The following is a 12,434-nucleotide window of genomic DNA, read 5'->3' as shown; positions in this document are numbered from 1 at the left end:
CAGGCTCGATCAGGTGGAAAACATGGCACTTCATGCACGTAAGCCCGAACGTCGCGTCCTGCTGCGCGCCGGTCTGACCTTCACCGCGCTGGGGGCCGCGCTGGGGGCCGGTGCGGGCTCCGCTCAGGCCGTCTCGCTGCCGCCGGCGGCCGAGGTGCCGGAGCAGGGGGTCTCCGCCCTTCAGGCGGTCGGTGAGACGGCCGCGCCCGCCGTGACCAGCGCGCTCGGGACCTCGCTGGCCAGCAGCGTCGCCCCGATCACCGACCTTCAGCTGGACCCGCTGGCGGGCACCGGGGTGGACCCGCTGGACAACGCCGTGGGCACCCAGATCGCCGACTTCAAGCCGGTGACCACCGCGATCGTCACCGACCCGATCACCAGCGGCGGCGCGCTGAGCGACCTGCCCGTGGTGGGGTCGGTGACCAAGCTCGTCACCGGCTGAGGCGCGGACTCGGACTCGGACACGGCGAACGGGGCCGCCCCGGGGTGGTGGGGCGGCCCCGTCCGGGTGCCTGTGGCGCGGTCCGTACTCAGTACGAGGAGCCCGCGGCTCCCAGCGCGCCCGTCGGGTGCCAGACCGTCTTGGTCTCCAGGAACGCCGTCAGGCGGTGCGTGCCGGGGGAGGCCAGCCAGTCCGTGGAGTCCGACGTGTCGTCCGCGTCCACAGGCTGTGGACGGAGAACCCGCTTCAGGTTGTCCGCCGCCGCGATCTCCAGCTCCTTCGCCAGCGCGGTGTCCGCGCCGGTGAGGTCGATCGCGTTGACGTCCTGGTGGGCGGCGAGCGGGGCCGCCAGCTCCGCCGTGGCGCCGGACAGGATGTTGACCACGCCGCCGGGGACGTCCGAGGTGGCCAGCACCTCGCCGAGCGACAGCGCGGGCAGCGGGGCGTCCGCCGAGGCGATGACGACCGCCGTGTTGCCGGTCGCGATCACCGGGGCGATCACCGAGACCAGCCCGAGGAACGACGACTTCTGCGGGGCGAGGACCGCGACCACGCCCGTCGGCTCGGGGGTGGAGAGGTTGAAGAACGGGCCCGCGACCGGGTTCGCCCCGCCCGCGATCTGGCCGATCTTGTCGGTCCAGCCCGCGTACCAGACCCAGCGGTCGATCGCCGCGTCCACCGCGGCCGCCGCCTTGGACTTCGACAGCCCCTCGGAGGCGGCCACCTCGCGGACGAACTGTTCCTTGCGGCCCTCCAGCATCTCCGCGACGCGGTAGAGGACCTGGCCCCGGTTGTACGCGGTCGCGCCCGACCAGCCGCCGAACGCCTTGCGCGCGGCCACGACCGCGTCGCGTGCGTCCTTGCGCGAGGACTTCGGCGCGTTGGCCAGCCACTGGCCCTTGGAGTCCGTCACCTCGTACACCCGGCCGCTCTCGGAGCGGGGGAACTTGCCCCCGACGTACAGCTTGTAGGTCTTGAAGACGCCAAGACGGTTCTGATCAGACATCGAGGTACGCCTCCAGGCCGTGGCGGCCGCCCTCGCGGCCGAAGCCCGACTCCTTGTAGCCGCCGAACGGCGACGTCGGGTCGAACTTGTTGAACGTGTTGGCCCAGACGACGCCCGCGCGGAGCTTGTTGGCGACCGCGAGGATGCGGGAGCCCTTCTCCGTCCAGATGCCCGCCGAGAGGCCGTACTGACTGTTGTTGGCCTTGGCGACCGCCTCGTCCGGGGTGCGGAACGAGAGCACGGAGAGCACCGGGCCGAAGATCTCGTCCCGGGCCACCGTGTGCGCCTGGGTGACGTTCGTGAAGAGCGTCGGGGCGAACCAGTAGCCGGAGGAGGGCAGTTCGCAGGGGGCGCTCCAGCGCTCCGCGCCCTCCGCCTCGCCGGTCTCCACCAGGGAGGTGATCCGGGCGAGCTGCTCGGCGGAGTTGATCGCGCCGATGTCGGTGTTCTTGTCCAGCGGGTCGCCGAGGCGCAGCGTGGAGAGCCGGCGCTTCAGGGCGTCCAGCACCTCGTCCTGGACCGACTCCTGGACCAGCAGCCGGGAGCCCGCGCAGCAGACCTGGCCCTGGTTGAAGAAGATGCCGGTGACGATGCCCTCGACGGCCTGGTCGATCGGGGCGTCGTCGAACACGATGTTCGCGCCCTTGCCGCCCAGTTCCAGGGTGACCTTCTTGTCCGTACCCGCGACGGAGCGCGCGATCGCCTTGCCGACGGCGGTCGAACCGGTGAAGGCGACCTTGTTGACGTCCGGGTGCGTGACGAGGGCCTCGCCCGCGTCCCCGTAACCGGTGAGGATGTTGACGACACCCTTCGGCAGCCCGGCCTGACGGCAGATGTCCGCGAAGAACAGAGCGCTCAGCGGGGTCGTCTCGGCGGGCTTCAGGACCACCGTGTTGCCCGTGGCGAGCGCCGGGGCGATCTTCCACGCGAGCATCAGCAGCGGGAAGTTCCACGGGATGACCTGACCGGCCACACCCAGCGGGCGCGGATTCGGCCCGTACCCCGCGTGGTCCAGCTTGTCGGCCCAGCCCGCGTAGTAGAAGAAGTGCGCGGCGACCAACGGGAGGTCCGCGTCACGGGTCTCCTTGATCGGCTTGCCGTTGTCGAGGGTTTCGAGAACGGCGAGCTCGCGGCTGCGCTCCTGGATGATCCGGGCGATCCGGAACAGGTACTTGGCGCGCTCTGAGCCGGGCAGCGCCGACCACTTCTCGAACGCCTTGCGTGCCGCCTTCACGGCCCGGTCCACGTCCGCCGTGCCCGCCTGGGCGACCTCGGACAGGACCTCCTCGCTGCTCGGCGAGACGGTCTTGAAGACCTTGCCGTCGGCGGCCTCGGTGAACTCGCCGTCGATGAACAGCCCGTACGACGGGGCGATGTCGACGACGGAGCGGGACTCCGGCGCCGGTGCGTACTCGAATGCGGATGCCATGGCTATCAGTCCACCGTCACGTAATCGGGGCCGGAGTAACGGCCGGTGCTGAGCTTCTGGCGCTGCATCAGCAGGTCGTTGAGCAGGCTGGACGCGCCGAACCGGAACCAGTGCGGGTCCAGCCAGTCCTCGCCCGCGGTCTCGTTCACCAGGACCAGGAACTTCACCGCGTCCTTGGTGGTGCGGATGCCGCCGGCCGGCTTCACACCGATCTGTACGCCGGTGGCCGCCCGGAAGTCCCGGACCGCCTCCAGCATCAGGAGGGTGTTGGCGGGGGTGGCGTTCGTGGCCACCTTGCCGGTCGAGGTCTTGATGAAGTCCGCGCCCGCCAGCATCCCGATCCAGGAGGCCCGGCGGATGTTGTCGTACGTGGACAGCTCGCCGGTCTCGAAGATCACCTTGAGGCGGGCGGGGCCGCACTCCGCCTTCACGGCGAGGATCTCCTCGTACACCTTCAGGAACCGGCCGGAGAGGAACGCCCCCCGGTCGATCACCATGTCGATCTCGTCGGCCCCGGCGGCCACGGCGTCACGGACGTCCGCGAGCTTGACGTCCAGCGCGGCACGGCCCGCCGGGAAGGCGGTCGCCACGGACGCCACCTTCACGCCGGTGCCCGCGAGCGCGGCGGCGGCGGTGGGGACCATATCGGGGTAGACGCAGACCGCGGCGGTGCGCGGGGTGGTGCGGTCGGTCGGGTCGGGGTTGACGGCCTTGGCGGCGAGAGCCCGGACCTTGCCCGGGGTGTCCGCGCCTTCCAGCGTCGTCAGGTCGATCATCGAGATGGCGAGATCGATGGCGTACGCCTTGGCCGTCGTCTTGATCGAACGGGTTCCGAGGGAGGCGGCGCGCGCTTCGAGGCCGACGGCGTCGACGCCGGGCAACCCGAACAGGAAGCGGCGCAGCGCACTGTCGGACGCGGTCGCGTCGGCAAATGCGGGAGCAGTGGTGGGCATGGTCACCAGAGGAGCATATCTACGCGCGTAGCGACCTGTACAGGGGGACGGGCCATCCGTGCGTTCCGGCGCGGGGGCGCGTGCGCGGGCGGGCGCTCCGCCGGGCCGGGCGCCCGTCAGGCAGAATCGGCCCCATGACGAGCCCCACACCTCCCGCAGAGCCGCCCCACGCCGACCGGACCTACCGTTCCGTGGCCGCGCTGGTCTGCGGGTCGCTGCTGCTCCTGCTGATCGCCTGGATGGGCGGGGACGCCATGATCCGGGGCGAGGACCGGGTGCCGTGGCTCGCGGCGGCCGCGCTGCTCCTCGTGGTGCCGCTGGTCGTGGCGTTCACGCTGCGGCCCGCCGTCTTCGTGAACGACGAGCGCATCCGGGTCCGCAACCCGTTCCGGACGATCCGGCTCCCCTGGACCGAGGTCGCCGACGTACGGGCCTCGTACTCATCCGAGCTGGTCGCCCAGGACGGCACGAAGTACCAGCTGTGGGCGATCCCCGTCTCCCTGCGCGCCCGCAAGCGCGCGGCGCGCACGGCGGCCCGCGCGGCGCACGACGACCCCTACGGCCGTACGTCGGTCAGCGCCGACGTCCGCGACTCCGCCGGGCGCACCGCCTCCGCCGACCAGACCGTCCGCGATCTGCGGGACATCGCCGAGCGGGCCGGTGACACGACCCCGGAGGGCGTGGATCGGGGCTCGGTGCGCTGGGCGTACGAGGTGATCGCCCCGGCCGTCGCGGGGGTCGTCCTGCTGGTGGTGCTGGTGGCGGTGGGCTGAGGCGGACGCCACCTGACGTGGCGGTGGGCTGAGGCCTCCGAATGCCGAAGGGCCGGTACCCGGGGTCGGGTGCCGGCCCTTTCTGCGTGGCGGCGGCCCGTCAGATGCCCGCTGCCGTCGCCAGGTCCCGCTTGATCCCGGCGAGCAGTTCGGCTCCCCGGGCCCGCGCGGCGGGCAGCCCGGCCGCGTCCGCCACCGGGACCACGACCTCCAGGTAGCACTTCAGCTTCGGCTCGGTGCCGCTCGGGCGGACGATCACCCGGGCCCCCTCCAGCTGGTAGCGCAGCCCGTCGGTGGGCGGCAGCCGGTCCGTGCCCCGCGACAGGTCCTCGGCCGAGGTGACCGCGAGACCGGCCAGGGCGGTCGGGGGCTGCTCGCGGAGCCGGGCCATGGCGTCCGCGATGACCGACAGGTCCTCCACCCGCACCGAGAGCTGGTCGGTGGCGTGCAGGCCGTGGGCGAGCGCCAGGTCGTCCAGCAGGTCCAGCAGCGTACGGCCCTGCTCCTTCAGTACGGAGGCGAGCTCGGCGACGAGCAGGGCGGCGGTGATGCCGTCCTTGTCGCGTACGCCCTCGGGGTCGACGCAGTAGCCGAGCGCCTCCTCGTACCCGTACCGCAGGCCGTCCACCCGGGCGATCCACTTGAAGCCCGTCAGCGTCTCCTCGTACCCGAGGCCCGCCTTCTCGGCGATCCGGCCGAGCAGTGACGACGACACGATCGACTCCGCGAACACGCCGGAGACGCCCCGCTCCACCAGGTGCGCGGCGAGCAGCGCGCCCACCTCGTCGCCGCGCAGCATCCGCCAGCCGCCCTCGACGGAGGTGTCGGGCACGGCGACGGCGCAGCGGTCGGCGTCCGGGTCGTTGGCGATGATCAGGTCCGGGGCCGCCCGGCGCGCGGTGGCGAAGGCGAGATCCATCGCGCCGGGCTCTTCCGGGTTGGGGAAGGCGACGGTGGGGAACGCGGGGTCGGGCTCGGCCTGCTCGGTGACGAGCACCGGCTCCGGGAAACCGGCCCGCGCGAAGGCGGCGGTCAGTACGGAGGTGCCGACGCCGTGCATCGCGGTGTAGACGGTGCGTGCGGTACGGGGGCTGTCGGCGGCCAGGACCGCGTCCGTACGGGCGAGATAGGCGGCCAGGACCTCCTCGCCCAGGGTCTCCCAGCCGTCCTCGGGGCGTGCGACGTTCGCCAGCGGGCCGACCGCGGCGATGGCGGCCGCGATCTCGCCGTCGGCGGGGGGCACGATCTGCGAGCCGTCGCCGAGGTAGACCTTGTAGCCGTTGTCGCGCGGCGGGTTGTGGCTGGCGGTGACCTCGACGCCCGCGACGGCGCCCAGATGTCTTATGGCGTACGCCAGTACGGGGGTGGGGAGCGGGCGGGGCAGCACGGCGGCGCGGAGTCCGGCGCCGGTCATCACGGCGGCGGTGTCGCGCGCGAAGTCCGCCGACTTGTAGCGGGCGTCGTAGCCGATGACGACGAGCCCGCCCTCCTGTCCCTGGGCCTTCAGATAGGCGGCGAGGCCCGCCGCCGCCCGGATCACCACGGACCGGTTCATCCGCATGGGGCCGGCCCCCAGCTCGCCGCGCAGTCCGGCGGTGCCGAACTGGAGCGTGCCCGCGAAGCGGGCGGCGAGCTCGTCGGTGTCGCCCGCGTCGATGAGGGCGCCCAGTTCGTCGCGGGTCTCGGGGTCGGGGTCCTCGGCCAGCCAGGTCCTGGCCTGCGCGATGAGGTCGTGCTGCACGGGGGCCGCCTTTCGGGGGTGTGCGGAGGTGGGTGCGGGCGGGTGGTGGGGCGGTGCGGGTGGGTGGGCCGCCGGGGCTCCGCCCCGGACCCCGCTCCTCAAACGCCGGAGGGGCTGGAATGGCCCGGTCCTCAGGCGCGGGAGGAGGCGGAAGCGGCCCGCTCCTCCAGCGCGGGAGGGGCTGAAGTGGTCCCGGTCCTCCAGTGCGGGAGGGACGGAAACGGCCCGGTCCTCCAGCGCGGGAAGGGGCGGAAGCGGCCCGCTCCTCCAGCGCGGGAGGGGCTGAAGTGGTCCCGGTCCTCCAGCGCGGGAAGGAGCGGAAGCGGAAAGCGCCGGGCGGTCCGGAAAGCCGGGCTCGGCCTTAGATACGCTCTTAGATACGCTCCAGCACCCTCGCCAGCAGCGCGCCCATCCGGGTCGCCGAGTCGCGGCCCGCCTGGAGGACCTCCTCGTGGTTGAGGGGTTCGCCGGAGAGGCCCGCCGCCAGGTTGGTGACCAGGGAGAGGCCGAGCACCTCGGCGCCCGCCTCGCGGGCCGCGATGGCCTCCAGGACCGTGGACATGCCGACCAGGTCGCCGCCCATGACCCGGACCATGTTGATCTCGGCCGGGGTCTCGTAGTGCGGGCCGGGGAACTGGACGTACACGCCTTCTTCGAGGGTGTCGTCGATCTCCTTGCACAGCGCGCGCAGCCGCGGGGAGTACAGGTCGGTCAGGTCGACGAAGTTGGCGCCGATGATCGGTGAGGCGGCCGTCAGGTTGATGTGGTCGCTGATCAGGACCGGCTGACCCGGGCGCATGCCCTCGCGCAGACCACCGCAGCCGTTCGTCAGGACGACGGTCTTGCAGCCCGCGGCCACCGCCGTACGGACTCCGTGGGCGACGGCGGCGACGCCCCGGCCCTCGTAGAAGTGGGTGCGGCCGAGGAAGACCAGCGCGCGCTTCTCGCCGATCTTGTACGAGCGGACCGTGCCGCCGTGGCCCTCGACGGCGGGCGCCGGGAAGCCCGGCAGCTCGGTCACGGGGAACTCGGCCTCCGGGACGCCGAGTGCCTCGCCCGCGGGCGCCCAGCCGGAGCCCATGACCAGGGCGACGTCATGGGTCTCGGCGCCGGTCAGCTCGCGCAGGCGGGCGGCGGCCCCGGCGGCTGCCGCCTGCGGGTCGCCCTGGATGTTGTCCGGAATAACAGATGCGTTCACGCGGACGAGCGTAACCGCTGAATCCCTACGCGCGTAGATGCACTGGCGCAAAGACGCGTACGTGGTGTTTGTGCTTTTGTACGAAGAGGGGTCGGCCGGGTCCGTGTCCGCCCTGGTCAGCAGGGGCGTTTGCGCAGTTCCATCACATAGTCGTGCGGCGCGCCCGCGGACTCGGCCGCGTCCGCGATCTCGCCCAGATAGCGTGCCGAGGGCAGCCCGCCCTCATACCCGTTGAGCACGTAGATCCAGGCCGGCTCCTCGCCGTCCAGGGTGTGCACCCGGATGCGCATGCGGCGGTAGATGTCGAGGCCGACGCCCTCCCAGCGGTCCATGGAGTCCTCGTCCATGGGCGCCAGGTCGTACAGCGCGACGAAGACCTGGGAGCGCGGCGCCTCCACCACGGTGGCCAGCGCCCCCTCCCAGCCCATCTGCTCCCCGCCGAAGGTCAGCCGCCAGCCGTTGAGCCAGCCGGTGCTGCGCATCGGGGAATGCGGGGCGCGGCGGGTCATCAGCCGCGCGTCGAGGTTGCCGGCGTACGCGGCGTAGAGCGACATGGGTCCGAGGGTACGGGAGGTGGCGGCGGGAGCGGCGGTTCCTGTGACGAAGGCCCCGGTCGGGGGAGTGCAAGGCCCTAGTTCACGTGCGGCGGACGCGCCCGTTCCGGTACGGGCGGCCTCCCCGTTCCCGTACGGCGGACGTCCTCTTTCCCGTATGGAGGGCCCCGGGGCGAAGCACCTTGGCGCGTGCGGGACAATGGAGTACGTACTGCATTCCCCCGGGGCGATCCCCCGGACCCCCGGCCGGGGCGGCAGGCGGCCGCGGGTTACACAACGCGAGGCGGACTTTTCGTGACCCGGATCGTGATCATCGGCGGCGGCCCCGGCGGCTACGAGGCGGCCCTGGTGGGCGCCCAGCTCGGTGCGGAGGTGACCGTCGTCGACTGCGACGGCCTCGGCGGGGCTTCGGTCCTCACCGACTGCGTGCCCTCGAAGACCCTGATCGCGACGGCCGAGGTGATGACCACCTTCGACTCCTCGTACGAGGAACTGGGCATCATCGTCGCCGACGACACCCCGCACATGGAGCAGGCCGCCCGGGTCGTCGGCGTGGACCTCGGCAAGGTCAACCGACGGGTCAAGCGCCTCGCGCTCGCCCAGTCCCACGACATCACCGCGTCCGTCACCCGGGCCGGCGCCCGCGTGATGCGCGGCCGGGGCCGGCTCGACGGGCTCCAGGCCGCCGACGGATCCCGGCAGGTCGTCGTCACGGCCGCCGACGGCACCGAGGAGCGGCTCACCGCCGATGCCGTGCTGATAGCGACCGGCGGTCATCCCCGGGAGATCCCGGACGCGCTGCCCGACGGCGAGCGCATCCTGAACTGGACCCAGGTGTACGACCTCGACGAGCTGCCCGAGGAGCTCATCGTCGTCGGATCCGGTGTCACCGGCGCCGAGTTCGCCGGGGCGTACCAGGCGCTCGGCTCGCGCGTCACCCTCGTCTCCTCCCGTGACCGGGTGCTGCCGGGGGAGGACCCGGACGCCGCCGCCGTCCTGGAGGACGTCTTCCGCCGCCGCGGGATGAACGTCATGGCCCGCTCCCGCGCCCAGTCCGCCAAGCGGGTCGGCGACCGGGTCGAGGTGACGCTCGCCGACGGCCGGGTCATCACCGGTTCGCACTGTCTGATGGCGGTCGGCGCGATCCCGAACACCGCGGGCATGGGCCTGGAGGAGGCCGGTGTACGGCTCAAGGACTCCGGGCACGTCCTCACCGACCGGGTCTCGCGCACCAGCGCCCCCGGCGTCTACGCGGCCGGTGACGTCACCGGGATCTTCGCGCTCGCCTCGGTCGCCGCGATGCAGGGCCGGATCGCGATGTACCACTTCCTCGGCGACGCGGTCGCCCCGCTGAACCTCAAGGCCGTCTCCGCCAACGTCTTCACCGACCCGGAGATCGCCACCGTCGGCTACAGCCAGGCCGACGTCGACGCGGGCAAGATCGAGGCCCGGGTCGTGAAACTGCCGCTGCTGCGCAACCCGCGCGCCAAGATGCAGGGCATCCGCGACGGCTTCGTCAAGATCTTCTGCCGTCCCGGTACGGGGATCGTGGTCGGCGGCTGCGTGGTCGCGCCGCGCGCCAGCGAGCTGATCCACCCGATCTCGATCGCGGTCGACAACAACCTGACGGTGGAACAGATCGCAAACGCTTTCACCGTGTACCCGTCCCTGTCCGGATCGATCGCCGAAGTGGCCCGGCAGTTGCACACCCGCAAGCTCACGGGCGAGGGCTGAGGGTCCGGTAACCCGGGCAACTCGCGTCAAACCCCGGCGGATCGGGCGGCGCTCCGCCCGCCTCGTGATCATCCCTGAGCAACGAAGGGGCCTCCTATACCACTTGGAGGCCCCTTTGAAGTACAACTTCTGTTATTCGGCGCAAACTGCTGAAAACTCACCGACGGGCAGGTTACTGTCAGTTTCGTGTTCGCTGCAGAACGTCGTCAATTGATCCTCGAAATGGTGCGCGCCAACGGGGCGGTATCGCTCCGTGAGCTCGCCCGCGTCGTCCAGACCTCCGAAGTGACCGTACGGCGGGACGTGCGGGCACTGGAGGCAGAAGGACTCCTCGACCGCCGGCACGGCGGTGCGGTCTTGCCGGGCGGTTTTACGCGGGAGTCCGGCTTTCCGCAGAAATCCCATCTCTCCACCGCGGAGAAGACCGCGATCGCCGACCTGGCCGCGGGCCTCGTCGGCGAGGGCGAGGCCATCGTGGTCGGCGCCGGTACGACCACGCAGGAGCTGGCCCGCCGGCTCGCGCGGGTCCCCGGTCTGACCGTCGTCACCAACTCCCTGCTGGTGGCACAGGCGTTGGCCCATGCCAACCGGGTCGAAGTCGTCATGACCGGCGGCACCCTGCGCGGGAGCAACTACGCGCTGGTGGGCAGCGGGGCCGAGCAGTCCCTCCAGGGGCTGCGGGTCTCCCGGGCCTTCCTCTCCGGGAGCGGCCTCACGGCGGAGCGTGGCCTGTCCACCTCCAACATGCTCTCGGCCAGCGTCGACCGGGCGCTCGTGCACGCCGCCGCGGAGGTGGTCGTCCTGGCGGACCACACCAAGCTCGGCTCGGACACCATGTTCCAGACGGTGCCCACCGAACTGATCACCCGCCTGGTGACCGACGAGCCCCCGCTCCACGACGAGCGGGCCGCCGCCGAGCTCCAGTCCCTGGCCGACCAGGGGGTGGAGGTCACGGTGGCCGGCCCGGACGCGGACGCGCCGGGCGGGGACGGTCCCCCTCAGGGGGGCCGCCCCCGGAGGGACATGCCCCTGCCCGGCCAGCGCCGCACCCAGAACGGCGGCCTCGGCCCACAGTTGCGCAGCGCCTCCGCCCTGACGGACGTCTCGGGCGAGCAGCGGGCCCGGGTGGCGGATCTGCGGCGGCGGTAGGCAGGGCGGCTCGGAAGCCCTCGTCACCTGCCTTCCGTCCCGGCGTCCGTTCGGCAGTTCAACGTCCTTGATACGCAATGGGCTTGGACGTGATGCTCGGACTGTACGGGGCTGCCATGGCAGGGGTTTCGGGCGCCGGTCGTACGGCGGTGTGGGCCGTCGCGGTCCTGGCGGGCCCGGCGAGAACAGCCGCCGCCTGCGGGCCGGACGCGGCGGGATTGTCGCGGGCGGGGACATCAGCGACAACGCCATCGGCGCTGTGGGCGACGTACGCGGCAACGCGGTCGGGAACGAGAGCGAGCGGCGGCGCCTACGCCCACGCCGTCGCGCTCGTCCACACGCCCGGCACGGCGGGGAGCAGGCCGGACGAGGACGCGCGGGCCTTCCTTTCCCGGCTGGCGACGACGTCCCGCAGCTGGTTCGTCGTCCTCGACGACGTCACCGACCCGGCAGGAATGGAGCCGTGGTGGCCGCCGCACCGGGACGGCTCCGTCTTGGACGAGGGCGCTTCTCGCACGCGACTACGCGAGAACCGACCGTCCGGAAGACGCCGTCGCCATGCAGCAACAGGTCGTCGCCTCCCACCAGCGGACCGACGGCCCCGAACACCCCGAGACGGTGGCGGCCCGGGCCGCGCTCGCTGACCTGCCTCCTGATCCACGGATTCCGGCTGAAGGCCGCCAACGCCCTCGGCCAGGACCTCGGCGACGAGCTCGACGTACCGGCCGAAGACTGACCCTGCCCTACTTCAGCCCCCGCAGCGTCAACCGCAGCAGCCGCTCCGCCAACTCCGGGTCGTCCGGTGATTGTTCGGCGGCCAGGGCGATCGCGTTCGTCAGCTGGAGCAGGTCGTCGATGGAGACGTCGTCCCGTACGGAACCGCTCTCCTGGGCCCGCCGCAGCAGCCCCGCGCCCGCTTCCCGGAGCGGCAGGTGGCACTGCACCAGGGGCGAGGTCTCGTCGCGTGAGGCGGACATCAGGGAGTGGGCCAGGCCACGGTACTCACCCGCATGAGTGACGATCGCGCCCAGCCACTCCACCAGCGCCCGGCACGGGGCCTCCGCCGCCGCCAGTTCCCGGGAGCGGTCCAGGAGGGAGCACAGGGCGTCCTGGAAGACCGCGTTCATCAGGGCGTCCCGGTTCGGGAAGTGGCGGTAGAGGGTGCCGATGCCGACGCCCGCCCGCCGGGCGATGTCCTCCAGCGAGGCGTCCGTACCGTGCTCGGCGAAGGACCTGCGCGCCTCGCCCACCAGCCGGTCGTGGTTCCGGCGCGCGTCCGCGCGCATCGGCCGGGCCGGCGGCTGTGCCGTGCTCGTGTCCATCGGGATCGCCCCTGCCATGGCTTTCGCCCCTCCCTCGGTCCTCGGACCCTCGTCGGTTCCAGGATGCCACTGCGACGAAGGGGCCCTGTCCACGCCGTCACGACGTGGACAGGGCCCCTTCGGAGCGTGCGGG

General features: G+C 72.2%; 12 protein-coding genes. 4 read left to right on the top strand and 8 right to left on the bottom strand.

What is annotated here, in order from left to right; genetic code table 11:
* The first annotated feature begins 22 nt into the window (after positions 1-22).
* Positions 23-442, top strand: a complete 420-nt coding sequence (locus tag A3Q37_RS23660; protein ID WP_006127092.1) for a hypothetical protein — start codon at positions 23-25, stop codon at positions 440-442.
* A gap of 88 nt (positions 443-530) precedes the next feature.
* On the opposite strand, the gene A3Q37_RS23655 is transcribed toward A3Q37_RS23660, so the two are convergent.
* From A3Q37_RS23655 to deoC, 3 genes are read right to left on the bottom strand one after another with little or no spacing between them, the layout of a single operon-like run.
* Positions 531-1,448, bottom strand: a complete 918-nt coding sequence (locus tag A3Q37_RS23655) for an aldehyde dehydrogenase family protein (protein WP_065487634.1) — start codon at positions 1,446-1,448, stop codon at positions 531-533.
* Positions 1,441-2,877: an aldehyde dehydrogenase family protein gene (locus A3Q37_RS23650; protein WP_065487633.1), complete on the bottom strand. Its 1,437-nt coding sequence runs from the start codon at positions 2,875-2,877 to the stop codon at positions 1,441-1,443. Before A3Q37_RS23650 ends, A3Q37_RS23655 begins: the two co-directional genes overlap by 8 nt.
* A 5-nt stretch (positions 2,878-2,882) precedes the next feature.
* Positions 2,883-3,830, bottom strand: a complete 948-nt coding sequence (deoC, locus tag A3Q37_RS23645; protein WP_065487676.1) for a deoxyribose-phosphate aldolase — start codon at positions 3,828-3,830, stop codon at positions 2,883-2,885.
* A gap of 134 nt (positions 3,831-3,964) precedes the next feature.
* Here deoC and A3Q37_RS23640 point away from each other — a divergent pair, with 134 nt between their 5' ends.
* The gene (locus A3Q37_RS23640; RefSeq protein ID WP_065487632.1) at positions 3,965-4,603 is read left to right on the top strand and encodes a PH domain-containing protein; all 639 of its coding nucleotides are present in this window, start codon (positions 3,965-3,967) and stop codon (positions 4,601-4,603) included.
* 100 nt (positions 4,604-4,703) lie between these two features.
* Here the strand turns inward: A3Q37_RS23640 and A3Q37_RS23635 are convergent, their stop codons facing one another.
* The 3 genes from A3Q37_RS23635 to A3Q37_RS23625 form a co-directional block, all read right to left on the bottom strand.
* Positions 4,704-6,344, bottom strand: a complete 1,641-nt coding sequence (locus A3Q37_RS23635) for a phospho-sugar mutase (protein WP_065487631.1) — start codon at positions 6,342-6,344, stop codon at positions 4,704-4,706.
* A gap of 373 nt (positions 6,345-6,717) precedes the next feature.
* Entirely contained in the window at positions 6,718-7,542 is an 825-nt protein-coding gene (locus tag A3Q37_RS23630; protein WP_010058533.1) for a purine-nucleoside phosphorylase, read from the bottom strand.
* Positions 7,543-7,658: 116 nt separating this feature from the next.
* Positions 7,659-8,096: a gamma-glutamylcyclotransferase gene (locus A3Q37_RS23625; protein WP_006127099.1), complete on the bottom strand. Its 438-nt coding sequence runs from the start codon at positions 8,094-8,096 to the stop codon at positions 7,659-7,661.
* A 294-nt stretch (positions 8,097-8,390) separates the two neighbouring features.
* Between A3Q37_RS23625 and A3Q37_RS23620 the strand changes: the two genes are divergently transcribed.
* Positions 8,391-9,830 (top strand): NAD(P)H-quinone dehydrogenase, encoded by a 1,440-nt coding sequence (locus tag A3Q37_RS23620; protein ID WP_065487630.1) that lies wholly within the window; start codon positions 8,391-8,393, stop codon positions 9,828-9,830.
* Between the two features lie 186 nt (positions 9,831-10,016).
* The gene (locus A3Q37_RS23615) at positions 10,017-10,979 is read left to right on the top strand and encodes a DeoR/GlpR family DNA-binding transcription regulator (protein WP_079137949.1); all 963 of its coding nucleotides are present in this window, start codon (positions 10,017-10,019) and stop codon (positions 10,977-10,979) included.
* A gap of 310 nt (positions 10,980-11,289) precedes the next feature.
* On the opposite strand, the gene A3Q37_RS37335 is transcribed toward A3Q37_RS23615, so the two are convergent.
* Positions 11,290-11,496, bottom strand: coding sequence for a hypothetical protein (locus A3Q37_RS37335; RefSeq protein ID WP_176711491.1), 207 nt, complete (start codon positions 11,494-11,496; stop codon positions 11,290-11,292).
* Positions 11,497-11,722: 226 nt separating this feature from the next.
* Positions 11,723-12,319 (bottom strand): TetR/AcrR family transcriptional regulator, encoded by a 597-nt coding sequence (locus tag A3Q37_RS23610; RefSeq protein ID WP_065487628.1) that lies wholly within the window; start codon positions 12,317-12,319, stop codon positions 11,723-11,725.
* Between the last annotated feature and the right edge of the window lie 115 nt (positions 12,320-12,434).

The organism is Streptomyces sp. PTY087I2, from assembly GCF_001687325.1.
Taxonomy (GTDB): domain Bacteria; phylum Actinomycetota; class Actinomycetes; order Streptomycetales; family Streptomycetaceae; genus Streptomyces.
Note: the sequence above shows the minus strand (reverse complement) of the source record. Positions and strands in the feature narration are given on the sequence as shown.

Coding starts and splice junctions, on each gene's coding strand:
- A3Q37_RS23660 (WP_006127092.1), top strand. CDS start 23: ATGGCACTTCATGCACGTAAGCCCGAACGTCGCGTCCTGCTGCGCGCC.
- A3Q37_RS23655 (WP_065487634.1), bottom strand. CDS start 1,448: ATGTCTGATCAGAACCGTCTTGGCGTCTTCAAGACCTACAAGCTGTAC.
- A3Q37_RS23650 (WP_065487633.1), bottom strand. CDS start 2,877: ATGGCATCCGCATTCGAGTACGCACCGGCGCCGGAGTCCCGCTCCGTC.
- deoC (WP_065487676.1), bottom strand. CDS start 3,830: ATGCCCACCACTGCTCCCGCATTTGCCGACGCGACCGCGTCCGACAGT.
- A3Q37_RS23640 (WP_065487632.1), top strand. CDS start 3,965: ATGACGAGCCCCACACCTCCCGCAGAGCCGCCCCACGCCGACCGGACC.
- A3Q37_RS23625 (WP_006127099.1), bottom strand. CDS start 8,096: ATGTCGCTCTACGCCGCGTACGCCGGCAACCTCGACGCGCGGCTGATG.
- A3Q37_RS23610 (WP_065487628.1), bottom strand. CDS start 12,319: ATGGCAGGGGCGATCCCGATGGACACGAGCACGGCACAGCCGCCGGCC.